Source organism: Microbacterium sp. GXF0217, from assembly GCF_054798195.1.
In genome coordinates, this window is the sequence record NZ_JBSJZG010000001.1 from 292,631 (window position 1) to 317,272 (window position 24,642).

26 protein-coding genes and 1 tRNA gene are annotated in these 24,642 nt (G+C 68.4%); 17 read left to right on the forward strand and 10 right to left on the reverse strand.

The features are described 5' to 3' along the window. Nucleotides 1-4: 4 nt before the first annotated feature. Both ACWAT3_RS01485 and ACWAT3_RS01490 read left to right on the forward strand, forming a co-directional pair. Nucleotides 5-481: a MaoC family dehydratase gene (locus tag ACWAT3_RS01485; RefSeq protein WP_460795303.1), complete on the forward strand. Its 477-nt coding sequence runs from the start codon at nucleotides 5-7 to the stop codon at nucleotides 479-481. Then, a complete protein-coding gene (locus ACWAT3_RS01490) occupies nucleotides 478-1,299 on the forward strand; it encodes an HpcH/HpaI aldolase/citrate lyase family protein (RefSeq protein WP_460795305.1) in 822 nt (273 codons plus the stop codon). Before ACWAT3_RS01485 ends, ACWAT3_RS01490 begins: the two co-directional genes overlap by 4 nt. Nucleotides 1,300-1,302: 3 nt before the next feature. On the opposite strand, the gene ACWAT3_RS01495 is transcribed toward ACWAT3_RS01490, so the two are convergent. Together ACWAT3_RS01495 and ACWAT3_RS01500 are read right to left on the reverse strand one after the other, a co-directional pair. Beyond that, nucleotides 1,303-1,890, reverse strand: a complete 588-nt coding sequence (locus ACWAT3_RS01495) for a histidine phosphatase family protein (RefSeq protein WP_460795306.1) — start codon at nucleotides 1,888-1,890, stop codon at nucleotides 1,303-1,305. Further along, nucleotides 1,887-2,714, reverse strand: a complete 828-nt coding sequence (locus tag ACWAT3_RS01500; RefSeq protein WP_460795851.1) for a Sir2 family NAD-dependent protein deacetylase — start codon at nucleotides 2,712-2,714, stop codon at nucleotides 1,887-1,889. The genes ACWAT3_RS01495 and ACWAT3_RS01500 overlap by 4 nt, the downstream gene beginning before the upstream one ends. 107 nt (nucleotides 2,715-2,821) lie before the next feature. Between ACWAT3_RS01500 and ACWAT3_RS01505 the strand changes: the two genes are divergently transcribed. Beyond that, the gene (locus tag ACWAT3_RS01505; protein ID WP_460795307.1) at nucleotides 2,822-3,646 is read left to right on the forward strand and encodes a TrmH family RNA methyltransferase; all 825 of its coding nucleotides are present in this window, start codon (nucleotides 2,822-2,824) and stop codon (nucleotides 3,644-3,646) included. An 86-nt stretch (nucleotides 3,647-3,732) separates the two neighbouring features. On the opposite strand, the gene ACWAT3_RS01510 is transcribed toward ACWAT3_RS01505, so the two are convergent. Further along, nucleotides 3,733-4,560, reverse strand: a complete 828-nt coding sequence (locus ACWAT3_RS01510) for an SGNH/GDSL hydrolase family protein (RefSeq protein WP_460795309.1) — start codon at nucleotides 4,558-4,560, stop codon at nucleotides 3,733-3,735. A 124-nt stretch (nucleotides 4,561-4,684) separates the two neighbouring features. Between ACWAT3_RS01510 and ACWAT3_RS01515 the strand changes: the two genes are divergently transcribed. The 3 genes from ACWAT3_RS01515 (at nucleotide 4,685) to ACWAT3_RS01525 (ending at nucleotide 8,503) form a co-directional block, all read left to right on the forward strand. Further along, a complete protein-coding gene (locus tag ACWAT3_RS01515; RefSeq protein WP_460795311.1) occupies nucleotides 4,685-6,430 on the forward strand; it encodes a DEAD/DEAH box helicase in 1,746 nt (581 codons plus the stop codon). A gap of 120 nt (nucleotides 6,431-6,550) precedes the next feature. Next, on the forward strand, nucleotides 6,551-7,645 hold the full coding sequence (locus tag ACWAT3_RS01520) for a VIT1/CCC1 transporter family protein (RefSeq protein WP_460795312.1): 1,095 nt from the start codon (nucleotides 6,551-6,553) through the stop codon (nucleotides 7,643-7,645). A gap of 36 nt (nucleotides 7,646-7,681) precedes the next feature. Further along, complete coding sequence (locus ACWAT3_RS01525) at nucleotides 7,682-8,503, forward strand: shikimate 5-dehydrogenase (RefSeq protein ID WP_460795314.1); 822 nt, start codon at nucleotides 7,682-7,684, stop codon at nucleotides 8,501-8,503. On the opposite strand, the gene ACWAT3_RS01530 is transcribed toward ACWAT3_RS01525, so the two are convergent. Further along, nucleotides 8,497-8,673 (reverse strand): hypothetical protein, encoded by a 177-nt coding sequence (locus ACWAT3_RS01530; protein ID WP_460795316.1) that lies wholly within the window; start codon nucleotides 8,671-8,673, stop codon nucleotides 8,497-8,499. The genes ACWAT3_RS01525 and ACWAT3_RS01530 overlap by 7 nt on opposite strands. A 166-nt stretch (nucleotides 8,674-8,839) precedes the next feature. Next, nucleotides 8,840-8,924, reverse strand: a tRNA-Leu gene (locus tag ACWAT3_RS01535). A 110-nt stretch (nucleotides 8,925-9,034) separates the two neighbouring features. Here ACWAT3_RS01535 and ACWAT3_RS01540 point away from each other — a divergent pair. Continuing rightward, nucleotides 9,035-10,330, forward strand: coding sequence for a M20/M25/M40 family metallo-hydrolase (locus tag ACWAT3_RS01540; RefSeq protein ID WP_460795318.1), 1,296 nt, complete (start codon nucleotides 9,035-9,037; stop codon nucleotides 10,328-10,330). A gap of 42 nt (nucleotides 10,331-10,372) precedes the next feature. Continuing rightward, nucleotides 10,373-11,200, forward strand: coding sequence for an undecaprenyl-diphosphate phosphatase (locus ACWAT3_RS01545; RefSeq protein ID WP_460795320.1), 828 nt, complete (start codon nucleotides 10,373-10,375; stop codon nucleotides 11,198-11,200). A gap of 22 nt (nucleotides 11,201-11,222) precedes the next feature. Here the strand turns inward: ACWAT3_RS01545 and ACWAT3_RS01550 are convergent, their stop codons facing one another. Continuing rightward, nucleotides 11,223-12,074, reverse strand: a complete 852-nt coding sequence (locus tag ACWAT3_RS01550; RefSeq protein WP_460795321.1) for a PAC2 family protein — start codon at nucleotides 12,072-12,074, stop codon at nucleotides 11,223-11,225. Nucleotides 12,075-12,143: 69 nt separating this feature from the next. Here ACWAT3_RS01550 and ACWAT3_RS01555 point away from each other — a divergent pair, with 69 nt between their 5' ends. The 9 genes from ACWAT3_RS01555 (at nucleotide 12,144) to lnt (ending at nucleotide 21,892) form a co-directional block, all read left to right on the forward strand. Beyond that, on the forward strand, nucleotides 12,144-12,830 hold the full coding sequence (locus ACWAT3_RS01555; RefSeq protein WP_460795322.1) for an HAD family hydrolase: 687 nt from the start codon (nucleotides 12,144-12,146) through the stop codon (nucleotides 12,828-12,830). After that, complete coding sequence (locus ACWAT3_RS01560) at nucleotides 12,827-13,846, forward strand: tRNA (adenine-N1)-methyltransferase (RefSeq protein ID WP_460795324.1); 1,020 nt, start codon at nucleotides 12,827-12,829, stop codon at nucleotides 13,844-13,846. The genes ACWAT3_RS01555 and ACWAT3_RS01560 overlap by 4 nt, the downstream gene beginning before the upstream one ends. Before the next feature lie 10 nt (nucleotides 13,847-13,856). Next, the gene (locus ACWAT3_RS01565; protein ID WP_460795326.1) at nucleotides 13,857-14,789 is read left to right on the forward strand and encodes an FKBP-type peptidyl-prolyl cis-trans isomerase; all 933 of its coding nucleotides are present in this window, start codon (nucleotides 13,857-13,859) and stop codon (nucleotides 14,787-14,789) included. Further along, nucleotides 14,789-15,778 (forward strand): helix-turn-helix transcriptional regulator, encoded by a 990-nt coding sequence (locus tag ACWAT3_RS01570; RefSeq protein ID WP_460795328.1) that lies wholly within the window; start codon nucleotides 14,789-14,791, stop codon nucleotides 15,776-15,778. Before ACWAT3_RS01565 ends, ACWAT3_RS01570 begins: the two co-directional genes overlap by 1 nt. Further along, complete coding sequence (locus tag ACWAT3_RS01575; RefSeq protein ID WP_460795853.1) at nucleotides 15,778-16,761, forward strand: helix-turn-helix transcriptional regulator; 984 nt, start codon at nucleotides 15,778-15,780, stop codon at nucleotides 16,759-16,761. The genes ACWAT3_RS01570 and ACWAT3_RS01575 overlap by 1 nt, the downstream gene beginning before the upstream one ends. A 33-nt stretch (nucleotides 16,762-16,794) precedes the next feature. Beyond that, complete coding sequence (tatA, locus tag ACWAT3_RS01580) at nucleotides 16,795-17,052, forward strand: Sec-independent protein translocase subunit TatA (protein ID WP_460795330.1); 258 nt, start codon at nucleotides 16,795-16,797, stop codon at nucleotides 17,050-17,052. A gap of 62 nt (nucleotides 17,053-17,114) precedes the next feature. Continuing rightward, the gene (gene tatC / locus ACWAT3_RS01585) at nucleotides 17,115-17,879 is read left to right on the forward strand and encodes a twin-arginine translocase subunit TatC (RefSeq protein ID WP_460795331.1); all 765 of its coding nucleotides are present in this window, start codon (nucleotides 17,115-17,117) and stop codon (nucleotides 17,877-17,879) included. After that, nucleotides 17,876-20,350: a DEAD/DEAH box helicase gene (locus ACWAT3_RS01590; RefSeq protein ID WP_460795333.1), complete on the forward strand. Its 2,475-nt coding sequence runs from the start codon at nucleotides 17,876-17,878 to the stop codon at nucleotides 20,348-20,350. The genes tatC and ACWAT3_RS01590 overlap by 4 nt, the downstream gene beginning before the upstream one ends. A gap of 9 nt (nucleotides 20,351-20,359) precedes the next feature. After that, nucleotides 20,360-21,892, forward strand: a complete 1,533-nt coding sequence (gene lnt, locus ACWAT3_RS01595) for an apolipoprotein N-acyltransferase (protein ID WP_460795335.1) — start codon at nucleotides 20,360-20,362, stop codon at nucleotides 21,890-21,892. On the opposite strand, the gene ACWAT3_RS01600 is transcribed toward lnt, so the two are convergent. From ACWAT3_RS01600 to ACWAT3_RS01615, 4 genes are all read right to left on the reverse strand, one after another. Next, nucleotides 21,889-22,272: an RNA polymerase-binding protein RbpA gene (locus ACWAT3_RS01600; RefSeq protein WP_460795336.1), complete on the reverse strand. Its 384-nt coding sequence runs from the start codon at nucleotides 22,270-22,272 to the stop codon at nucleotides 21,889-21,891. The two genes, lnt and ACWAT3_RS01600, sit on opposite strands and share 4 nt — an antisense overlap. 107 nt (nucleotides 22,273-22,379) lie before the next feature. Next, nucleotides 22,380-23,153: a glycerophosphodiester phosphodiesterase family protein gene (locus tag ACWAT3_RS01605; RefSeq protein WP_460795338.1), complete on the reverse strand. Its 774-nt coding sequence runs from the start codon at nucleotides 23,151-23,153 to the stop codon at nucleotides 22,380-22,382. Beyond that, the gene (locus ACWAT3_RS01610) at nucleotides 23,150-24,076 is read right to left on the reverse strand and encodes an SPFH domain-containing protein (protein ID WP_460795339.1); all 927 of its coding nucleotides are present in this window, start codon (nucleotides 24,074-24,076) and stop codon (nucleotides 23,150-23,152) included. The genes ACWAT3_RS01605 and ACWAT3_RS01610 overlap by 4 nt, the downstream gene beginning before the upstream one ends. Before the next feature lie 11 nt (nucleotides 24,077-24,087). Continuing rightward, nucleotides 24,088-24,561 carry an NfeD family protein gene (locus ACWAT3_RS01615; protein ID WP_460795341.1) on the reverse strand — a complete coding sequence of 158 codons (474 nt, stop codon included), beginning with the start codon at nucleotides 24,559-24,561 and terminating at the stop codon, nucleotides 24,088-24,090. Nucleotides 24,562-24,642: the final 81 nt, after the last annotated feature.

Consider the following 24,642-nt stretch of genomic DNA (forward strand, 5'->3'; position numbering starts at 1 on the left):
CATCATGACGGAGATCGTCCAGCGCGGCCTGTACTACGAGGAGTTCGACCTCGACGCGACCTACCTGCATCGTCCTGGGCGCACCGCCACCGAGGCCGACAACGTGCTGTTCACGACGCTGACCATGAACACGCAGGCGCTGCATCTGGATGCCGCGTACGCCGCCGCGCAGGAGTTCGGCGGTCCGCTGATCAACTCGATGTGGACGCTGTCGACGATGGTCGGCTCGTCCGTGGCCCAGCTGACCCAGGGGACGCTCGTCGCACAGCTCGGACTGAGCGACATCCGGTTTCCGCATCCGCTGTTCGCGGGGGACACCCTCTATACGGAGAGCACCGTGACCGACAAACGGCTGTCGTCCTCGCGGCCGGGGCAGGGCATCTGCACGATCGCCCACACCGGGCGCAACCAGGACGGGACGGTCGTCGCGACGGCCGTCCGCACGGTGCTCGTGCGCTGCCGACCCGGAGGAGACGCATGACGTTCGAACTCGGTCCCGCGCTGCTGTTCTGCCCCGCCGATCGCCCGGAGCGCTTCGCCAAGGCGCTGGACCGATCGGATGCGGTGATCCTCGACCTCGAGGACGCCGTCGCCCCGGCAGACAAGGCTGCCGCCCGCGGGAATCTCATCGACGCGGACGTCGACCCCGACCGGGTGATCGTCCGGGTCAACGCGTCGCACTCGGCCGATTTCGTGAGCGATCTGGCCACGCTGTCGCAGACCGATTTCCGCACCGTCATGGTGGCGAAGGCCGAGGATCCGTCCGCACTGGATGCCTTCGATGCGCGGTTCTCGCTGATCGCGCTGTGCGAGACGGCACGCGGCGTCGCCGCGGCGGACCGGCTGGCCGCGCACGCGCGGGTCGTCGGGCTCATGTGGGGCGCGGAGGATCTCGTCGCCTCGTTGGGCGGGACGTCCAGCAGACGCCCGGACGGCGCGTACCGCGACATCGCTCGCTACGCCCGCGCGCGCGTGCTGCTCGAAGCCGGCGCTCGTGGCAAGGCGGCAATCGACGCCGTGCACATCGCGATCGACGATCTCGACGGCCTGGCCGCCGAGGCTCAGGATGCTGCGGCGAGCGGGTTCTCGGCGACCGCGTGCATCCATCCGGGGCAGGTCGCGGTGATCCGCGCCGCCTATCGGCCTGCCGCGTCCGAGGTCGCGTGGGCGCAGGGCGTACTGGCGGCGGCGGTCGAGGAGCGCGGCGTCTTCCGGTTCGAAGGGCGCATGATCGACGAGCCCGTGCTGCGCCATGCCTCGTCGGTCATCGCGAGGGCGCAGCGTTCCGATTCGGCGTGACGGCTACGGAGCCCGAACCGTCTCCAGCAGACGCAGCACATCCGGCGAGGCCTCGAAGCGGTGCACCGAGCCGTTCGCGAGCGGCACACCGACCGGCGGCATGGTCCCGCCGGATGCGTGATCCAGCAGAGCCCTGATCACTCCGCCGTGGGCGACGACGATCACGGATTCCGCGACCGGCGCGGAACGGCGCCGCGAATCTCGGGCGATGAGGTCCAGTGCGCCGAGCGCTCGATCGCGGACCTCGTCGAAGGATTCGGCGCCCGGAACGTCGGCGTGCCAGTCGCCGTAGGAGGCGATGTAGTCGGCGACGAGCATTCCTTCGGCCTCGCCGAACTCCCGCTCGCGCAGATCGGCGACCAGTTCCGGCTCACCGAGCCCGATCTCCCCGGCGATGATCCGCGCGGTCTCGTGGGCGCGGACCAGAGGACTGGCGTAGATCGCGTGGTGCGTGCCCGTCGCGAGGGCTGCCGCGGCTTCGCGCGCGTGCCCGCGACCGGTCTCGTTCAGCGGGATGTCGGTGGACCCCTGGATGCGTCGGTCGAGGTTCCAGTCGGTCTGGCCGTGGCGGACGAGGGTGATCAGAGTCACGAGAGTTGCTCCTGGATCGCGGGGATGACATCGCTCGTGCCGCCCGCGAGCGTCACGTCCGCCCAGGGATCGGCCCTGGTCGGCTCGCGATTGATGATGATGAGGGGGATGCCGCGGCGCCTGGCGCGCTCGACGAGGCGGACCCCGGAGTTCACGACGAGTGACGAGCCGGCGACGATCATAGCGGTGCTCGCCCTGAGCAGCGACTCGGCGGCGCGGAAGCGGCCGGCCGGGACGAACTCGCCGAAGAACACGACGTCCGGCTTCAGCATCCCGCCGCACACCGTGCACGTCGGGACGACGAAACCGTCGGCGGTGGCGGGTGTGACGTCGCCGTCCGGGTTCAGCGGAATGTTCTCGGGGACCGTGATCCAGGGGTTGAGGTCTTCGATCTGGGCCGCGATGTCGCGGCGGTCGAAGACCTGACCGCACTGCAGGCAGAGCACGCGCCGCATGGTGCCGTGCACCTCGATGACGTGCGAACTGCCGGCACGCAGGTGCAATCCGTCGACGTTCTGGGTGATCACACCGCTCACGAGCCCGTCGCGCTCCATCTCGGCGAGTGCCCGGTGCCCGGCGTTCGGCGCGGCCTGCGCGAAGGCGCGCCAGCCCAGGTGCCCGCCGATCCAGTAGCGTCGCCGCGCGGATTCGTCCGCGAGGAAACGCTGCGCCGTCATCGGGTCGGCCCGCGTGGTTGCACCCGCTCCGCGATAGGCGGGGATGCCGGAATCGGTGGAGATGCCCGCTCCGGTGAGCAGGGCGATCTTCTTCCCTTGGAGCAGTTCCACGGTGCGCGCGACGCCATCAGCCAGATCAGCAGTCATCGTCACGCTCACGGAACCTCCCGGAGCGATTCTAGAGCCTGTCATCCGGTGAGCTCGCCGGACGGGCGCCGGCGCTGTCCCCGACACCGAGGTGGCAGAGTGGACGCGTGGACCTCCAGCACGTGACCGACGCGGATGACCCGCGGCTCGACGACTACCGGAACCTCACCGACACCGCGCTGCGCCGCGTGCAGGAACCGGCCGGAGGTCTGTACATCGCCGAATCGGCCAAGGTGATCGAACGGGCGTGCGCCGCCGGCCATGCGCCGCGCTCGGTCATGGCCCAGCAGCGCTGGGTCGCAGGGATCGCGTCGATCCTCGGAGATCGGGATGTGCCGGTCTACCTCGTGCCTGATGACGTCGCCGAGAGCGTCACCGGGTACGCCGTGCATCGTGGTGCGCTGGCATCCATGCATCGACCGGAGCTCGCCTCGGTGGGGCAGATCATCGAGCGCGTCTCCCGAAGCCGGTCAGGATCCGGCCGCTCGCGCATCGCGATCCTGGAAGGGCTGCTCGATCACACGAACGTCGGCGCCTGCTTCCGTTCGGCGGCGGCCATGGGCGTCGACGCCGTGCTCGTGACACCGGATTGCGGGGATCCGCTCTACCGCCGTTCGGTGCGGGTGTCGATGGGAACAGTGTTCCAAGTGCCCTGGACGCGGATCGAGCGCTGGCCGGGCGGCATCCAGGAGCTGAAGGATGCCGGGTTCGTCGTCGCAGGCATGACGCTGGGGGAGGGCGCGATCGCGCTCGACGACCTCGTCGATGAGGCGCACGAGCGTCTCGCTCTCGTGTTCGGCAGCGAGGGGCACGGATTGAAGCCGGACACGGAGGAGCTCGTCGACCGTCGCGTCACGATTCCGATGACGGGCGGGGTCGACTCGCTGAACGTCGCGGCGTCGTCGGCGGTGGCGTTCTACGCCACGCGGTGAGGGCCAGGTGAGGGCGCGAGCCTGAGCACCAGCAACTCATCTTCCTTGATGGAGAAAGATTGCCGTCGCGTCCCACGAGGAACGCGTCAGTCGGGGAGGCGGATCTCGTACGGCACGGCATCGGGCCGCTTCGCCGCGACGGCATCGCCGGAGGACTGGTGGCGCAGCCGGCGCAGCACCCAGGGCATGAGGTGCTCTCGGGCCCAGCCGAGATCCTCCGCGCGCGCCTCGCGCCAGGTGCGGATCGGCAGCGGGTCCGGCCGCATGGCCTGCAGATCGTTCGGGACGTTCAGCGCACGCAGCACCATGCGCGCGACCTCGTGATGGCCGAGCGCGTTGTAGTGCAGCCGATCGTCATCGAAGAAGCGCGGATCCTGCACGGTCTTGAGCGCCCATTGATCGGCGACGATGCAGTCGTGCCTGTCGGCGATGGTCCGGACGTTCTCGTTGTAGATCGCGACCTTTCCGCGAAACGCGCGGAACACCGGCGTGAAGCCCGTGTCGATGCCGGTGAAGAGCACGACGGCCGCTCCGGTCGAGGCGAGGCGGGCCACGGCATCCTCGAGCTGGACGGCGATCGCGTCCGGATCGGTGCCCGGGCGGATGACATCGTTGCCGCCGGCGCAGATCGACACGAGATCCGGGCGGAGGGCGACGGCCGGCTCGATCTGGTCGGCGACGATCTGAGCGATGAGCTTCCCGCGGACGGCGAGGTTCGCGTAGGCGAAGTCGTCGACCTGCCGGGAGAGCACCTCGGCGACGCGATCTGCCCAGCCGCGATGTCCACCGGGCGCGTCGGGATCCGGGTCGCCGATGCCCTCGGTGAACGAGTCTCCCACGGCCACGAAACGGCGCCACGGGTGCGGGCCCTCGTTCGGGACGAAGGGGCTCCGGGAGGATTCCTGATCGGTCATCGCCATCTCCTTGCCGACTCGCGGAGCCAGGGATCGCGGCTTCGCAAGCTTCGAGCCTACCCGGCCGACGTCGACGCGGGGCGTGCGGAGCCCGGTGTCCGTGGGAGCGATTATCGTGGATGCGATGCTCTCTCCGTCCTTCCCCCAGCGCGCTCCTTGGGGTACCGCGAACAAGCTGAGGGCGTGGCAGCAGGAGGCGCTCGAGCAGTACTTCCAGGAGGACAAGCGCGACTTCCTCGTCGCGGCGACCCCCGGCGCAGGAAAGACGACGTTCGCCCTGACGCTCGCGGTCGAACTACTGCGGATGGGCGAGGTGAACCGCATCATCGTGGTCGCTCCGACCGAGCATCTGAAGACCCAGTGGGCGGACGCCGCGGCCCGCGTGCACATCCGACTCGACCCGCGTTTCCGCAACAACCACTGGGCCCCGGCATCCCACTACCACGGTGCCGTGGTGACGTATGCGCAGGTCGCGGCGAAATCCTCGGTGCACCGCCACCTCACCGAGGACGCAAGAACGCTCGTCATCCTCGACGAGGTCCACCACGGCGGCGACGCGCTCAGCTGGGGCGATGCGATTCGGGATGCCTACGGGCCCGCCAAGCGCCGCCTGCTGCTCTCGGGCACCCCGTTCCGCAGCGACACCGCTCCGATCCCGTTCGTGGAGTACCTACCGGACGAATCCGGAGCGCGCATCTCGAGCACCGACTACGCCTACGGGTACGGACGCGCCCTCGCGGACGGCGTCGTGCGCCCCGTGCTGTTCCACATGTACTCCGGCAAGATGCGCTGGCGCACGAGTGCCGGCGACGAGCTCGAAGCGCATCTCGGGCAGGACAACACCAAGGACGTCAACTCGCAGGCCTGGCGAACGGCTCTCGATCCCGAGGGCGCCTGGATGCCCGCGGTGCTCTCGGCAGCGGATCGCCGGCTGACCGAGGTCCGGCACCACGTTCCGGATGCCGGGGGACTGGTGCTCGCGACCGACCAGACGGTCGCGCGCGCCTACGCCAAGATCCTGCACAGCATCACGGGGCAGCAGCCGACGATCGTGCTCTCCGACGATGCGGCGGCCTCGGAGCGGATCGAGAAGTTCAGCCAGAACGACGCGCGGTGGATGGTCGCCGTGCGCATGGTGTCCGAGGGCGTCGACGTGCCGCGACTCGCCGTGGGCGTGTACGCGACATCGTCGTCCACTCCGCTGTTCTTCGCCCAGGCCATCGGGCGATTCGTGCGCGCCAGGCGTCGGGGTGAGGCGGCGAGCGTCTTCCTGCCGAACGTTCCCGTGCTCATGGGGCTCGCGAACGAGATGGAGAAGCAGCGCGATCACGCGCTCGATCGGCAGTCCAAAGACGACGACGGACTCGACGACTCGCTTCTCGACAGCGCGAACCGCGAAGACGACGCATCGGATGCGCTCACTCAGGAGTTCAGCTATCAGGCGATCTCCTCACTGGCGCATTTCGACCGTGTCGTGTTCGAGGGCCAGGACTTCGGGCAGCTCGCGGAGCCTGGTACGCCCGAAGAGGAGGAATTCATCGGGATCCCCGGTCTCCTCGAGCCGGAGCACGTGCACGAACTGCTCATGCAGCGCAGCGCCAGACAATCGAAGCTGCGCGAGGCACGCGAGGCCGAGCAGGGGCCGGAAGCGGTCACAACGCTGCCGGCGCCCCTGCACCGCACGCTGCGCGAGCAGCGCCAGCTGCTGAACAGCCTGGTCGGTCTCTACGCCAGGCAGGCCGGCGAGCCGCACGGTGCGGTGCATGCGGAACTGCGGCGGATCTGCGGCGGGCCGGCGGTCGCGCAGGCGACTGTGGCACAGCTGCAGTCGCGCATCGACGTGCTGCGCAAGCGCGTGAAGAGCCGCTGACCAGCAGCGTTCACCGGGCCCGTTCGGGGGCCCGAAATGCTGTCAATCCGCGGATTTCGGCGGGTCGAGCGTGTCGGCATCGATAGCGTTGAGGCATCCCCCACAGATTCAGGAGACCCGATGAGCGCGCCCGCTTCCGCTGAGCCCACCGCGGCTGATCGTCGACGTTGGGCCCGATATCTCGTCGAGGAACGCGCCGAGGGACTGGTCTATCAGAAGCTCGCCGCACGACGCACGGGGGAGGAGCGCGACATCCTCCTCAGCCTCGCCGACGCCGAGCGTCGACACGAGCAGCACTGGCTCGACCTGCTCGGCAGCGAACCGAAGAGACTGCCCAGTGCCGGCATCCGCTCGCGCATGCTGGGCTGGATGGCCGGACGCTTCGGCTCGATCTTCGTGCTCGCGCTGGCGCAGAGCGCCGAGGCGCGTTCTCCGTACGACACCGAGCAGTATGCGACCCCCGCGATGCGTGCCGACGAGAAGATCCACTATGAGGTCGTCCGCGGACTCGCAGCGCGCGGTCGGCGCCGTCTCTCAGGCTCGTTCCGCGCCGCCGTGTTCGGTGCCAACGACGGTCTCGTGAGCAACCTCGCGCTGGTGCTCGGCATCGGCGCCACCGGCGTCAGCTCGAGCTTCGTGCTCTTCAGCGGGATCGCGGGTCTGCTGGCCGGTGCCCTCTCGATGGGTGCGGGCGAGTTCGTGTCCGTCCGCTCGCAGCGAGAGCTGCTGGCATCCACCGAAGCGAACGACGACGCGCACGATTCGGCTGCCGACCTCGACATCGATGAGAACGAGCTCGCGCTCGTCTACCGTGCGCGCGGCATCGACGAGGCTGAAGCCTTGAGCAGGGCGCGTCGCATCGTGACCGCTGCGCAGGCCGGAGTGCGGGCCGCGTCGACCGGCCCGATCCGGACGGCCGGCGATGACCACGAGATCGTGGGGAGCGACTGGACTGCCGCGATCTCCAGCTTCCTGCTGTTCGCCTCAGGTGCGATCGTTCCGGTGCTGCCGTGGATCTTCGGGATGCAGGGCACCGCGGCCATCGTGCTGGCGCTCGTCCTGGTCGGAATCGCGCTCCTGTCGACCGGCGCGATGGTCGGCATCCTGTCCGGTGGTCCGCCGCTGCGACGGGCGCTCCGGCAGCTCGCGATCGGTTTCGGCGCCTCGGCGATCACGTACCTGCTCGGGCTCGTGTTCGGGGTCGGCGCACTCTGACGCAGTGGCCGGGTCGCAGCGGCGTAATCTGATCCGGTGACCATGCTGAACAAGGACATGACGCTGTGCATCTCGCTTTCGGCCCGGCCGAGCAACAACGGCACGCGCTTCCACAACCACCTGTACGAGGCGCTCGGGCTGAACTGGATCTACAAGGCGTTTGCACCCACTGATCTCACTCAGGCGATCGCCGGTGTCCGTGGGTTGGGGATCCGCGGCTGCGCGATCTCGATGCCCTACAAGGAAGAGGTCATCGCACTCATCGATCGGATGGATGCCTCGGCGACGGCGATCGAGTCGGTGAACACGATCGTGAACGACGACGGTGTGCTCACGGCGTACAACACCGACTATTCGGCGATCGCCCAGCTCATCCAGCGCAACCGTCTCGATCCTGCGTCGTCGGTGCTGCTGCGTGGTTCGGGAGGCATGGCGAAAGCGACCGCGGCGGCGTTCCGCGACGCGGGATTCGCAGACGTCACGATCGTGGCCCGCAATGAGAAGGTCGGCCGACCCCTCGCCGATCTCTACGGCTTCGCGTGGATCGCAGAGCTGGGCGAGCGCACGGCGGATGTCCTCGTCAACGTCACGCCGATCGGCATGGCCGGCGGACCGGACGAGCACTCGCTCGCCTTCCCGGAGAGCGTAGTGGCGGCGGCTGCTGTCGTGTTCGACGTCGTGGCGCTGCCGTCCGAAACGCCGCTCGTCGTCGCAGGACGCGCCGCCGGGAAGACGATCATCGGCGGTGCAGAGGTCGCGACGCTTCAGGCGTTGGAGCAGTTCGTCCTGTACACCGGCATCCGTCCCTCGGACGCGCAGATTCGCGCGGCCGAGGAGTTCATGCGGGCAGGTCAGTGAAGACGGGGCAGATCGTCATCCGCCTGGTCGTCGTCTGAGTCCTCGCGCTCCCGGTCTGCGGTGTCGGGCTCCGGGTCCGTTCCGTCGACTCGTTCGGCCGGGCCGCCCGAGGCCGTGTCGGCCTCTTCGCTCTGTCCCGGTACTCCTCGCGTGTTCTGCGGATCGCTCATGCGATTCTCCTTCCCTCGATCACGTCACCGTACGACCGAGACGGCGCAGGCCGCAGGGCCTTGACGGTGCGCCTTCGATGTGGACACTGGGCGAGCTGCGGACCGCGGACACCTGGCGCAATGAAAAAGACCCCGGATCCGAAGATCCGGGGTCTTTCTCGTGCTGTGCGCGAGGGGGGACTTGAACCCCCACGCCCTATTCGGGCACTAGCACCTCAAGCTAGCGCGTCTACCTATTCCGCCACCCGCGCAGGTGATGAATCGTCGTTGCCGACCGAAGAATGAGATTAGCACGTTCTCGGGGGTGCTTCGAACCAGGGCTCCCGCCGGGCGTGCCGCACGGGTTCGATAGCCTGGGGGCATGTCCGATCCGCAGCTGCCAGAGGTCGTCCGCATCGCGCAGGACCTGATCCGCTTCGACACGTCGAACTTCGGCGGCGGCAACGCCAAGGGCGAGCGCGAGGCGGCCGAGTACGTCGGCGCCTACCTCGAGAGCCTGGGACTGGAGACGGCCTACTACGAGCCGATCCCGCGTCGGACCAACGTGATGGCGCGCGTCCCGGGTCGCGATCGCACCAAGCCGGCGCTCGTCGTGCACGGACACCTGGATGTCGTCCCCGCCATGGCCGAGGACTGGAGCGTCGATCCCTTCGCCGGTCTCGTCCGCGACGGGATGCTGTGGGGCCGCGGCGCCGTCGACATGAAGAACATGAACGCCATGATCCTCACCTCGGTCGCGGACATCCTGCGCGCGGGGGAGCAGCCCGAACGCGATCTGGTTCTGGCGTTCTTCGCGGACGAGGAGAACGGCGGAGTCGAGGGCTCGGCCCTGGTCGTGAAGGATCGGCCGGAGTGGTTCGAAGGCGCGACCGACGCGATCAGCGAGGTCGGCGGCTACTCGATCACCGTCGATGACCGCCGGGCGTATCTGCTCCAGGTGGGCGAGAAGGCGCTGATCTGGATCCGTCTCGTCGCGAAGGGGCGCGCCGGCCACGGCAGCCGCCTCCATGACGAGAACGCGATCACGCGACTCGCCGAGGCGGTGGCGAAGATCGGCCGGACGCGCTGGCCGATCCGGCTCACGCCGACGACCGAGGCGCTGCTGGAAGGGCTCAGTGCCCTGAGTGGACGTTCGGTGGATGACCCGGACGCGCTGGCCGCGGCATCCGGACCGGCGGAAGCCTTCCTGCGCTCGACGTTCCGGACGACGACCAACCCGACCGTCCTGACCGCGGGATACAAGCACAACGTCATCCCAGAGCGCGCAGAGGCGCTCATCGACGTGCGGGTCCTGCCGGGCACCGAGGACGAGGTGCTCGCCGAGCTGCAGCAGATCATCGGCGACGACATCGTGATCGAGACCGTCGTGCGCGACATCGGGATGGAGGTGCCGTTCGCCGGCGACCTCGTCGACGCGATGGTCGCCGCGCTCGGACGGCACGACCCTGGCGTCCCGGTGATCCCTTACCTGCTCGGTGCGGGCACGGACAACAAGGCGCTCTCGACGCTCGGCATCACCGGCTACGGTTTCGCGCCACTGCGTCTGCCTGCGGACCTGGACTTCACAGGCATGTTCCATGGGGTCGACGAGCGGGTTCCCGTAGACTCGCTTGTCTTCGGTCAGCAGGTCCTGACCGATCTGCTGCGGTCGTACTGATCACTGCACCGACTTCAGCCTGTCTGACCAGAAAGTCCCTCCATGCACCTGCTCGAAGCGCTGTTCCTCGGCATCATCCAGGGGCTCACTGAGTTCCTGCCGATCTCCTCCAGCGCACACCTGCGCATCGTCGGAACCTTCACGGGGTCCGGCGAGGATCCGGGTGCAGCGTTCACCGCGATCACCCAGATCGGCACCGAGGCAGCCGTCGTGGTGTTCTTCTGGCGCGACATCGTGCGCATCATCGGGCACTGGTGCCGCTCGCTTGTGGGCAAGCTCCCGCGCAACGATCCGGATGCCAGGATGGGCTGGCTGATCATCATCGGCAGCATCCCGATCGTCGTTCTCGGCCTGCTGTTCCAGGATCAGATCGAATCCGTCCTCCGCTCGATGTGGATCGTCGCGATCATGCTGATCGTCTTCGGCATCCTGCTCGGCGTCGCCGATCACGTCGGTGCGAAGCGGCGCAGTCTCGACGATCTGACGTATCCGCACGGAATCCTGTTCGGTGCGGCGCAGGCCCTCGCACTCGTGCCGGGCGTCTCCCGCTCAGGCGGCACGATCACGATGGGGCTGTTCCTCGGCTACGAGCGCGCCGCCGCCGCGCGCTACGCCTTCCTGCTCGCGATCCCCGCAGTGTTCGGCAGCGGCTTCTTCCAGCTGTTCAAGAACTGGGACGCACCGGATCAGTACTTCTCGCTCGGCGAGACCCTGGCGGCGACCGGAATCGCCTTCGTGGTCGCGCTCGGCGTCATCGCGTTCTTCATGAACTGGATCTCGAAGCGCAGCTTCCTGCCGTTCGTGATCTACCGCATCCTGCTGGGGACGACGCTGCTGATCCTGCTCGCCACAGGGGTGATCGCCGCCTGAGCGCGAACAGGCGCGCTTCGGGTCAGCGCTTGTGGTCGCCCGGTCCGTCGCCGCGGCGGCGGAGGTAGCGCTCGAAGGCCTGGGCGATCGCATCGCCGGATGCCTCGGGGGAGTCCCACGTGTCCCGAGTGCGCTCCAGCTGGCGGATGTACTCGGTCATGTCCTCGTCGTCGGCGGCCGCGGCATCGATCGACGCCTCCCATGCGGCCGCTTCGGTCCGCAGATGCGTGCGCGGCACATCGACGCCGGTGAGCTCTTCGAGCCGATCGAGAAGCGCCAGGGTCGCCTTCGGCGACGGAGCCGCTGAGGCGACGTAGTGCGGCACGCTCGCCCAGAGCCCGGCGGTCGGGATGCCGGCGCGCTCGGCGAAGTGCTCGAGCACGCTGAGGATGCCAACCGGCCCCTCGTAGAGGGAGCGTTCGAGACCGTGCTCTTCCCTGACCTGCTCGTTCGGGCTCGACGAGAAGATCGAGATGGGGCGCGTGTGCGGCACATCGGACAGCATGGCGCCGAGCGTGAGGAACCCGGTGACGTCATCGCGCAGCGCGACGTCGATGAACTCGGTGGCGAACGCCTGCCACGTGCGCGCCGGCTCCGAACCGGTCAGCAACCAGAACTCGGGGCCGAGCTGTGCGGCGGGCACCGGACGCCACAGTGCAGCCCCCGGCCACTGCAGCTCGCGGTGCCCCTGGGCATCCATGCGCGTGGCCGGCCGGGTGTACTGGTAGTCGAAATAGAGCTCGGGGTCGACGGCGTGGGCGAGCTCGTAGTCGCCCGACTGGCGGATCGCCTCGATGGCGCCGCTCGCCGCTTCGCCGGCATCGTTCCAGCCGTCGAACGCCGCGATGATGATGCGGGGTCCCAGTGCATCCATCCCTCAAGGCTAGTCCCAGAGCACAGCGGCGGCGCAGGCGCGCGGGGATGCGCCGGATAGCATGGTGAAGTGAGTGAGACGCCGAGCGCAGTCCTGTGGGACATGGACGGGACCCTCGTCGACACCGAGCCGTACTGGATGACGGCCGAGACCGACCTCGTGGAATCCTTCGGCGGAACCTGGACGCATCAGGACGCGCTGCAGCTCGTGGGGAACGGTCTGACCGACAGTGCGGCCATTCTGCAGCAGGCGGGCGTCGAGATGGACGGCGACGCGATCATCCAGCACCTGACCGACCGTGTGCGCGACATGCTGGGAACGCACGGCGTGCCGTTCCGCCCCGGCGCGCAGGAACTGCTGCGCGATCTGCAGGATGCCGGCATCCCTACGGCCCTCGTCACGATGTCGCTGCGCCGCATGGCGGAGGGCGTGACGGAGCTCATCGAGTTCGACGCGTTCCGGCTGATCGTCGCAGGCGACGACGTCGAGAACCCCAAACCGCACCCCGAGCCGTACCTGCTCGGCGCAGCGCTGCTCGGCGTCGACATCGATGACGCCGTCGTGATCGAGGACTCGCCGACGGGTCTGCGCGCCGGTCTCGCGTCCGGCGCCGTGACGCTCGGGGTTCCGCACATCCTGCCGCTCGACGGCATCGGTGCCCATGACCTGTGGCCGACGCTGCACGGCCGCACCGCACACGACATCATCGCGCTCTACCGCGCGCATCGCACCTCCCAGACGGAGATCCCCTCATGACCGACACGCACACCACCCGCCCGAGCGGCCCGTTCCGCGAAGGCGACCGTGTCCAGCTGACCGGCCCGAAGGGTCGCATGCACACCATCTCCCTGCGCGCCGACGGCGAGCTGCACACCCACCACGGCGTGCTGCGGCACGCTGATCTGATCGGTCAGCCGGACGGCTCGGTCGTGGTGAACAGCTCCGGCCACGACTACCTCGCCCTGCGGCCGCTGCTGCGCGACTTCGCGATGTCCATGCCGCGCGGCGCGGCTATCGTGTACCCGAAGGATGCCGCGCAGATCGTCATGCAGGCCGACATCTTCCCCGGCGCCGTGGTCGTCGAAGCGGGTGTCGGTTCCGGTGCGCTTTCGCTGTCGCTGCTGCGTGCGATCGGCTCCACAGGGCGTCTCGTCTCGTTCGAACGCCGCGACGATTTCGCCGATGTCGCGACGGCGAACGTGGAGACGTTCTTCGGCGGCCTTCCCGACACGTGGCGGGTCGTGGTCGGTGACCTCGTCGAGGCGCTTCCCGCAGAGCTGCCGGCCGGGGGAGTCGACCGGGTCGTGCTCGACATGCTCGCACCGTGGGAGTGCATCGACGTCGTCGCTGACGCGTTGACGCCCGGCGGCGTGGTGCTCTGCTACGTCGCCACGGCGACCCAGCTCTCCCGCGTCGCCGAGTACATCCGGGGCACCGGCCTGTTCACCGAGCCGGACGCATCGGAGACCATGGTGCGCGGCTGGCACGTCGAGGGTCTTGCCGTGCGCCCCGATCACCGGATGGTCGCGCACACCGGCTTCCTCATCACGGCCAGGCGTCTCGCCCCTGGATCGATCGCACCCGAGGTCAAGCGCCGGGCATCGAAGAGCAGCTACGGAGACGAGGACGTCGAGCTGTGGACTCCCGGCGCCGTCGGAGACCGCCAGATCACGGACAAGAACCTCCGCAAGCGCGTCCGCGACGCGGAGAAGGCCGCTTCCGCGGCACGCCTGGCCGCCGAAGCGCGCGGAACCGAGCAGTCGACGGAATAGACTGGAACGCGTGCGTAAAACGTCCGCTGCCCTTGCCAGCCTCAGTCTCGCCGTCCTCGCTCTGACCGGGTGCACAGCCGCCCCGACATTCGACGGGGCAACCTGCGATCGTGCCGCATCGACGAGCGGGATCGACGACGCCGTCACGGTGACGGGAGACGTCGGCGTCGCACCGGACGTCGAGCTGTTCGCGCCGCTGCATGTGGAGACGACGTCGTATACGGACGTCGTCACGGGGGAGGGCACCGCACTGACCTCGCCGCAGCAGCTGGCCGTGCTGGACATCGCGCTCTTCGACGGCACCACCGGTGACCAGATCGTCCAGACCGAGTTCGACGGCGACCTGTCCCGGCTGTCGAACATCGCCTCGTGGAGCCAGCAGATCCCCGGGATCGGCGAGGTGCTCGAGTGCGCGACACCCGGCACGCGCATGGTCGCGGCCATCGCGCCCGAGGACTTCGGCGCCGAAGCGCTCAGCGGGTTCCAGCTGGACGACGACACCACCGTCGTCGCGGTCATCGACGTGCTAGACACCTATCTGGCGCAGGCGACCGGATCCAAGCAGTTCAACAACGCGCGCAACCTTCCCACCGTCGTTCGCGCACCCGATGGCCGTCCCGGCATCATCGTCCCCGATGACGCCGCACCGACCGAGCAGGTCGAGCAGGTGCTGATCAAGGGCGACGGCGAGACCGTCGAGGCGGACACGATCCCATGGGTCAACTACACGGCGGTCGGCTGGGACACGAAGACCGTGTCCGGGACGAGCTGGGACGCGAACCCGGTCTCGAACCTGGCTGAGATCGAGCCGACCGTGGCGGAGGCCCTCGTCGGACAGCCGATCGGCTCCCAGCTGTTGGTCGTCGTCCCCGCTGCCGAGGATGGCGAGGCGACGGCGTACGTGGTCGACATCCTGGGGGCCAGCCCCGCGACGGGGCAGTGATGGCGGTCCAGATCCCCGCGGAGGAGCGCCTGACGAACCTCGTCGTGGCGCTCATGGCCACGGAGATCGGACTGACCAAGCAGCAGATCCTCGACAACGTGTCGGGCTACCGTCAGCGAGCGGATGCGGGAACCCGCCCGAACGCGCTGGAGAAGATGTTCGAGCGCGATAAGGACGAGCTGCGCTCGCTCGGCATCCCCGTCGAGACGATCGGCGATGCGACCGACCCGAACGACCTGCGCGAAGCCCGCTATCGCATCCCGCAGGCCGAGTACGACCTGCCGGCGGATATCGAGTTCACCCCCGCGGAGCTTGCCGTCCTGCAGCTCGCAGGCAGCGTCTGGAGCGCCGAGTCCGTCTCAGGCGACGCCCAGGCCGGTGTCCGGAAGATCCGTGCGCTCGGCATCGACGGCGACGCGCCGATCATCGGCTTCGCGCCGCGCATCACGACGCGCGACCCCGCCTTCGGCTCCCTCCAGGAGGCGATCGAATCGAGCCGCGTCGTCCGCTTCGAGTACCTGAAGCCCGGGGAGGATACCGCCCGTTCGCGTCGCGTCCGACCGCTGGCACTGGTCGACTACGAGGCGCGGTGGCACGTCTACGGGATCGACGTGGATGCCGAGGACGAGCGCACCTTCCTGCTCAGCCGCATCGTCGGCGAAGTGAAGCTCACACCGCAGCGGTTCGATGCGGGCCAGCGCGAAGGCGCGGGCGACCGCGCCATGTCCGGCCTCGAAGAGGTCGCGCGCCGCAACCGTGCGCTGCTCGAGATCACCCCGGGAACCGAGGCCGCTCTGCGACTGGGACGCCGAGCGGTTCCCGCGGCGCAGGGCATTCACGTCCACTACGTCGACCTGCACATCTTCGCCGACGAGCTCGCCTCGTACGGACCGGAGGTGCGCGTCGTTGAGCCGGCGGAACTGCGGGACGCGGTCGTCGATCGGCTTATGGCGATCATCGCTGCGCACGAGGACGGAGTGCAGTCGTGATGGCGAAGCCGAAGCCTCTGCTCGCGTCCGAACGCGTGCGCCTCTACCTGACGCTCGTGCCGTATCTGCTCGAGCGTGGCCAGGTGTCGCTCGCCGAGGCTGCCGCCGAGTTCCAGGTCACCCCGGACGAACTGCGTGCGATGGTCGAGAAGCTCACGGTGATCGGACTGCCCGGCGATTCCGGTTACTGGCAGCAGCCGCACGAGATGTTCGACATCGACTGGGATCTGCTCGACGAGCAGGACGTGATCGAGATCACCAACGACGTCGCCCTGCGGCGCGTCCCCCGCTTCACGGCCCGCGAGGCTGCCGCCCTTCTGGCCGGACTCCAGATGGTCGCCTCCGTGCCGGAGGTCGCCGGCTCCGGACTGGTCTCCGGTCTGATTGCGAAGCTCTCCCGTGGTGCGGCGGACGTGCCGGCCGCCGTCGTGGTCGCGACAGACGCGGTCGACGAGGTGCGGGAGGTCGTCTCGAACGCCGTGCGCGCCGGTGTCGCAGTCTCGTTCACCTACCAGGCACCGGATGCCGCGCCCACCACGCGCACCGTGGACCCCGTCCAGGTGATGATCACCAACGGACAGTGGTATCTGCAGGGCTGGTGCCATCTTCGTGAGGCGATGCGCACGTTCCACCTCGACCGCGTCAGCGAGCCGCGGCTCACGGACATCGCGAGCACCCACCAGGGAGAGAGCGTGCCCGACCTGTTCACGGACGGAGCCGCCGACGGCAACGTCTCGGTGCGCCTGCCCGCTCAGCTGCTTCCGCTGCTCAGCGGATTCGCGGCGGACAGCGAGGCGGTGGGCGACGACATCGTCGCGCACGTGCGCCTGTCCGATCCCCGGGGCATCAAGCGCCTCGCCGGTCGTTTCGGCGGGCGCGTGCGGGTGCTCGGTCCGTCCGTGGCGCGAACCGCGACGCGCGAATGGGCCGCCGCAGGACTCGCGCTCTATTATCAACCCGACGACAGCGTCGTCCGTGGTTAGACTGTAACGAACCCCCGAACCGAGGAGATCCACATGGCCGGCTTGACCGGATGGCACCTGCTCATCATCCTCGCTGTCATCCTGCTCCTTTTCGGTGCAGCGAAGCTGCCTGCACTCGCGAAGAGCATGGGACAGTCCGCGCGCGTCTTCAAAGGCGAGATGAGCGCGATGAAGGATGAAGACGCAGCTCGCAAGTCAGAGACGACGGCGACCGATCCCGAGAAGCCCTCGACCTCGCCGTCCACGGCAACGGACAACGGAGCGGCGTCCGGCACTGATCGCACCCCCTGACCGCAGTGTCAGAAGGTGTGACGTCCCCGCCTGAAGGGGACTCCAATCGGCGTGAGCGCAGAATGTCGCTCGGGGCGCATCTCGTCGAACTGCGCAAGCGTCTGCTGATCTCCGCTGCCGCGTTGATCGTCGCGATGGTGATCGCGTTCTTCATCACCGACCCGATCATCGACTACATCACGCGACCGTTCGAAGTCGTGGCTGAGGCCAAGGGCAACCAGGGTCTGACGGGCCTCACGTTCTCTTCGGTGACCGCCCCGTTCGACCTGCGTATGCGCATCTCGTTCTCCATCGGCATCTTCCTCGCCGCCCCCGTGTGGCTGTGGGAGATCTGGGCGTTCCTCATGCCTGGACTCACCCGCAAGGAGATCAAGTACACGCTCGGCTTCGTCGCCGCAGCGGTGCCGCTCTTCTTCGCCGGATGCTACGTGGCGACGTTCCTCGTCCCGCACGTCATCGAACTCATGGCGACGTTCACTCCCGAGGGCGGCAACAACCTCTACGAGGCATCCAAGTTCTACGACTTCGTGTTCAAGCTCATGATCGTCGTCGGCGTCGCCTTCGTGCTGCCGGTGTTCCTCGTCGCGCTCAACCTCGCCGGGATCATGTCGGGCAAGGCCATCCTGAAGGGCTGGCGCGTCGCCATCCTCATTGCCACGGTGTTCGCCGCACTGACCACTCCGGCGGCGGATGTGGTCAGCATGCTGATCCTCGGCGGGATCCTCATCGTGCTGTTCTTCGCGGCCGCTTTCCTGTCGATGCTGTTCGACCGGCGCAAGCGCAAGCGCGATGCCGCGGCCGGTCTCATTGCGGACACGGGCGCATGACCTCGCCGGCCGATCGCTACGCTGCGGCCAGAGCGGCGGCTGAATCGCCGGAGACGTCTGTGTTCGCGGCACGTCAGGCCTTCGAGCTGGATCCCTTCCAGATCGCCGGATGCCATGCGCTCGAGCGCGGTCACAGCGTGCTCGTCGCCGCTCCTACCGGCGCGGGCAAGACGATCGTCGGCGAGTTCGCCATCCACCTGGCCATGCAGACGCCCAACCAGAAGGCGTTCTACACGACGCCGATGAAGGCGCTGTCGAACCAGAAGTTCCGCGAGCTCGTCGAGGTCTACGGCGCCGATCAGGTCGGTCTGCTCACCGGTGACACGAACATCAACGGCAATGCGCGCATCGTGGTGATGACCACCGAGGTGCTGCGCAACATGCTGTACGCGGATTCGTCCGCGCTCACCGACCTCCGCTACGTCGTCATGGACGAGGTGCACTACCTCGCCGACCGCTTCCGCGGGCCGGTGTGGGAAGAGGTCATCCTGCACCTGCCCCAGACCGTGCGCCTCGTCGCGCTGAGCGCGACCGTGTCGAACGCCGAGGAGTTCGGCGACTGGCTGGACACGGTGCGTGGCGACACCGAGGTTATCGTCTCCGAGATCCGCCCCGTACCGCTCGAGCAGCACGTCCTGGTCCGCGACGACCTGCTGCCGCTGTTCGACGACCGCGCCGGCATCGCGACGGCACAGGTGAACCAGGAGCTACTGCGCATCCGATCCTTCACGGGGTCGCGCTACGAGAGCAACCGGCAGACGCAGAGCTACGTCAGCAACCGGCACGCCGGGCGCCAGGCGCAGCGCCCGCCACGCGGCGGGAAGCGTCCGGTGCGGGCGTCGAACACGCGTCGTATCGAGCGGATGGACCGGCCGGACGTCGTGGCGCTGCTGGAGCGCTCGAGCCTCCTCCCGGCGATCTTCTTCATCTTCAGCCGGGTCGGCTGCGACGCAGCGGTCCAGCAGGTGAGTCGTTCCGGCATCCGTCTGACGACGGCCGAGGACCGGGCGGAGATCCGCGCGATCGTCGAGGAGCGCACGCGAAACCTCCAGGACGAGGACCTCGGGGTGCTGGGGTTCTGGGAATGGCGGGAGAACCTCGAGCGCGGCGTCGCGGCGCACCACGCCGGTCTCCTGCCCGCCTTCAAAGAGATCGTCGAAGAGCTCTTCCGACTCAAGCTCGTGAAGGTCGTCTTCGCGACCGAGACGCTCGCACTCGGCATCAACATGCCCGCTCGGACCGTGGTGCTCGAGAAGATGGAGAAGTTCAACGGCGAGGCCCGCGTGGCGATCACGTCGGGGGAGTACACCCAGCTCACCGGTCGCGCAGGACGGCGCGGCATCGACGTCGAAGGCCACGCCGTCGTGCAGTGGACCGAAGGCATGGACCCGCAGTCCGTGGCCGCCCTCGCTTCCCGGCGCACCTACCCGCTCAACTCGAGTTTCCGGCCGACATACAACATGGCCGTCAACCTCGTTGACCGGTTCGGCCGCGCCCGTGCGCGAGAGATCCTGGAGAGCTCGTTCGCCCAGTTCCAGGCCGACCGCGCCGTGGTCGGTCTCGCCCGTGACGTGCGAGAGGCGGAGGCGTCGCTCGAGGGATACCTCAGCGCGATGACGTGCGAGCACGGCGACTTCGCGGACTATGCGGCGATCCGACGCGAGCTCAGCGACCTCGAGAAGAAGAACCGCCAGGATTCCCACGCGCCCCGTGCCCAGCGGGACAAGCGGGTGAAGAAGATCGAGAGCCTCCGCCGTCGGATGCAGCGGCATGGCTGTCACAACTGCCCTGACCGGGAGAAGCACGCGCGCTGGGGCGAGCGGTACTACAAGCTCAAGCGCGACACGGATCGCAAGCGTCGCCAGATCGAGACGCGCACCGGCACGGTCGCGCGCATCTTCGACCGCGTTCTCGACGTGCTCGGCGCGTTGGAGTACGTCACCGGTTCCGGCGACGCTCTCGAACTGACGGATGCCGGCCGCACGATGCGCCGTATCTACGGCGAACGCGATCTGCTCGTCGCCGAGAGTCTGCGGCAGGGGCTTTGGAAGGGCCTGGACGCTCCGTCGCTCGCCGCGATGGCCTGCTGTCTCGTCTACGAGCCGCGGCGCGATGAGGCGAACTCGGGGGAGCGGGGCCTGCCCCGTGGAGCCTTCCGTGCCGCGTACGAGCGGACCACCGACCTCTGGGCACAGCTCGATGATCTGGAGCACGACCATCACCTGCCAGGGTCGGAGCCGCTGGCTGCGGGCCTCGCCGGCGCCATGCACGCGTGGGCGCGCGGCGGCATGCTGGATCGCGTCCTGGTGGACGCCGACATGGCAGCCGGCGACTTCGTCCGCTGGGCGAAGCAGACGATCGATCTGCTCGATCAGCTCTCGATCGTCGCGGACGATGCGGATGTCGCACGGACTGCCAGACGTGCGCTGGACGGCGTCCGCCGCGGCATCGTGGCCTACTCGGGACTCTGAGGGCTCAGGATGCCGGAATCCACGATCTCGCGGCGCCCACGCGCGCTCCTTCCGCTGTGGCTCGCCGTGCTCGCCGCTGCCGCCGGTGGATGGCTCATGGACCTGGCGTACCCGGACGTGTCGGCATGGATCCTCGCGTTCCCGGCGATCGCGCTGCTGCTTGTCTCGCTGATCGGGCGTCGCGCCGGGGGTGCGCTGCTGGTCGGGCTCGTGCACGGACTCGTGTTCTATCTGCTGCTCGTCTCGTGGACGTCGCGTTACCTCGGGCCGATCCCCTGGGCGGCGCTCGCGGGCGTCGAGGCGCTGCTCACGGCCGTGTGCGTGATCCCGATCGCACTCGCGTACCGGTGGATGCCGCGCGCGTTCCCCGGCGCTGCGGGACGCCTGATCGCGCTGCCGGCTCTGGTCGCGGCGCTGTGGGTCGGGCGTGAACTCGTCGTGGGCTCACTCCCGTACTCCGGCTTCCCCTGGGCGCGACTGGGCATGACCCAATCGACGAGCCCGCTGGCCGCGCTCTCGTCCTGGGTGGGGGTGAGCGGGCTGAGCTTCCTCATGGTGTTCGCCGTCGCGGTTCTCATCGAGTCGGTGCGCCTGCGTCTGTGGCGTCGCCCCGTCCGGTTGCTGCTGCCCGCCGTCGCGATCGCGGTGCTCTTCGTCGTTCCGGCCTTCCCGACGGCCGCAGCGGGGAGCCTGCGCATCGGTGCGGTGCAGGGGAACGGCCCGTCCGGCTACTTCGACGAACGGCAGCCGTACTCGATCATCGACGCGCAGACGGATGCTTCCCGACCGCTGTACGGCGAGGACGTCGACCTGCTGGTGTGGCCGGAGGGATCGATCGACGGCGACCCGTTCCAGAACGCGAACCTCGCCCGCCGGATGACCCTGGTGGCGAATCGCGCTGGGGCGCCGCTGCTGGCGAATGCGGCGACGGAACGGGAGGGCGAGTACTTCAACACCTCGATGCTCTGGCTCGAGGACGGGACGGCCGAGCAGACGCACGACAAGCGGCATCCGGTGCCGTTCGGCGAGTACGTCCCCGACCGCGCGTTCTACAACGCGATCGTGCCGGACCTCATCGGCCTCATCCAGCGCGAGTACACGCCGGGGACGAATGCCCCGATCATGCAGGTCGACGACGCGCTGATCGGGCTCGCGATCTGTTTCGACGTGATCTACGACGACGTGATCCGCGAGGGCGTGAACGGGGGAGCCGAGGTCCTGATCTTCCAGACCAACAACGCCGACTTCCGCGGTACCGACGAGAACCTTCAGCAGCTCGCGTTCGCGCGCATGCGTGCGATCGAGACGGGGCGCTCGGTCGTCAACATCTCCACGGTGGGCACCAGCCAGATCATTCGGCCGGACGGCTCGACGCTCTCGTTCCTGGACGCAGACGAGGCCGGGGCGATGCTCGAGGATGTCGAGCTGCGCTCCGGCCTCACGGCGGGGGTCGTTCTGGGGCCCTGGGTACAGCAGCTTCTGCTGTGGGGCGGGCTCGCGGCGCTCCTGTTCGGGTGGTGGCGCGCCCGGCGACGCGTCTAGGCGCCGATCTTCTCGCGGCTGGGGTCTTCACCCGCGCCGCGGCGGGCGCGAAGGAAGGCGAGTCGCTCCTCGAGGAGCTCCTCGAGTTCGGCGCGCGTGCGGCGCTCCAGCAGCATGTCCCAGTGGGTGCGAGCAGCCTTCTCGTCGCTCTCTTCGACGACGACGGACCTGCCGTCGACCTGCAGCACGGCTTCGGCGCCGCAGGAACGGCACTCCCACGTCTGCGGCGGCTCTGCATCGGCCGCGAACATCAGGGTCGTGACGTGTCCGCACGCGTCACAGGTGTAGGTGGTCTCACGGCGCTCCATGAAAACGACGCCCTCTTCGCTCTGTAGGCTCTGGGCGCCGAGTCGGATGCCGCGCAGGCTGCGATCTGCCATTGTGTGGTCCTCTCGTCGCTCTCAGGTATAACGCTCTGACCTGTGCGCTTCATCCACGCAGCCGATTCCACGGCGCGATTCACAGTCGAATCCCAGCGGGACGTGCTTCAGGGAGCAGTGAGAGCCTTCAGAGCGATATCCGCGCGATCCGTGACGATGCCGTCTGCCCCGGCCGCGACGAGCCGACTCATGTCGCGTGGATCGTTCACCGTCCACACGTGGACCTCGACGCCGGCCCGGTGCGCCGCGCGGACCAGGGATGCCGTGAACACCCGGATCGCGCCCTGCCGCTCGGGGATCTGCACGGCATCCACATCACGGAGGATGCGCGCGGGGGAGAGGCGGAGCGCGGAGAGCAGGCGCAGCGCGACGATCGTCCGGCGTCCGCCCGAAGTCGCGGGGCGCACGGCCGCGCCGGCCGCGATCGCGGCATCCACGGCTCGCCGGCGTCGAGCGTCGGAGAAGCTCGTCAGCAGCACGCGGTGCGCGTGCGGAGCGACGACGGCACCGACCGGCTGGGCCGCGGCATCCGTTTTGACATCGATGTTGAACCGGACCTCGGGGAAGCCCGTGAGGGCCTCTGCGACCGTCAGCAGACCGCCATGCGGCGCGAGAAGCTCCGCGAGCTCGAACGTGCGGACTTCGGCGACCGGGCGCGGATCCCCCAGGAGACGTTCGAGCGTCTCATCGTGGAACAGGATGACGTCGCCGTCGGCGGATACGCGGCAATCGGTCTCGATGTACTCGGCACCGGCCGCATGGGCTGCCGCGAACGCAGCGGCCGTGTTCTCCCACACGGACGAGTCCTCGCCCGCGGCGGCAAGGCCGCGATGGGCGAGGACTCGAGGATGCCGCGAACCCGTGAAGTACGGGTGCGTCACGCGCCCGGCGTGTTCGAAGTCGAAGGCGGACCCTGGCGGGGCATGAACGCCGTCCCGATGCCCTTGAGAGCCTCGGTGAGCTCACTGGGGATGATCCACAGCTTGCTGGACGGGCTCTCGCTGATCTTCGGCAGCATCTGGAGGTACTGGTAGGCGAGGAGCTTGTCGTCCGGTTGGCCCTGGTGGATGGCGGTGAACACGTTCTGGATCGCCTCCGCCTCGCCCTGCGCACGCAGGACCGCGGCCTGTTTGTCACCCTCGGCCTGGAGGATCGCCGCCTGCCTCTGGCCTTCGGCCTCGAGGATCTGGGACTGCTTGGAGCCTTCCGCCGTGAGGATCGCCGCGCGGCGGTCGCGCTCTGCGCGCATCTGCTTCTCCATCGAGTCCTGGATGGAGACGGGCGGATCGATCGCCTTCAGCTCGACGCGTCCGACGCGGATGCCCCACTTGCCGGTCGCTTCGTCGAGCACGACGCGCAGCTGGCCGTTGATGTTGTCACGACTGGTGAGAGCCTCTTCGAGGTTCAGTCCGCCGACCACGTTGCGCAGGGTCGTGGTGGTCAGCTGCTCGACGGCGCCGAGGTAGTTGGCGATCTCGTATGTGGCAGCGCGCGCATCCGTGACCTGGAAGTACACGACGGTGTCGATCGAGACGACGAGGTTGTCCTCGGTGATCACCGGCTGCGGCGGGAACGAGACGACCTGCTCGCGCATGTCGATGAGCGGGCGCAGCCGGTCGATGAACGGGACCAGGATATTGAGACCTGGCGTCAGCGTCTTGTGATAGCGGCCGAGGCGCTCGACGACTCCGGCGGTGGCCTGCGGAATGATGCGGATCGATCGAGCGACGGTCACCACCACGAAGATGATGACGGCGATCGCGAGGATCCATCCGATCGCGGCCGGGATGAACGAGTCGTCCACTGGGTGTCTCCTTATTCGCCTGCGGGGCGTACGACGGCGATGGCGCCGTTGATGGAACTGACGATGATCTGAGCGCCCTGGGGGATCGGCGTCACGGTCGCGCTGCGGGCCGTCCAGGTGTCGCCGTTCGCGAGCTTCGCCTGTCCGGTGAGCTGGGTGATGTCGGAGAGCGCGAAGCCGCGCAGGTCGATCAGCGCTTCGACATTGGACTTGGTCGGATCCTCGCCGCGACGCAGACGCTTCAGCAGCGGCGGTCTCAGGAACAGGATGAACAGGGCGGCGGCGAGCGCGGCGGCGAGGACCTGCACCCAGATCGGCACTCCGGCGAGATCGGTGATGAGGCCGACTGCGCTGCCGAGCGCGAGCATGAGGAACGTGAAGTCGAGCGAGAGCATCTCGATGACGAGGAACGTCGCGATGAGGACCAGCCAGCCGATCCAGGCCCATTGATCCACGAGTTCCACGAACGTGGCGAAGCCGTCCATACACCCTCCTTGCGGTCAACCTATCACGGGGCCTCGACGCCGAACGGGAGGGCCCGATTGGTAGGCTGGGCAGGCCGCGTG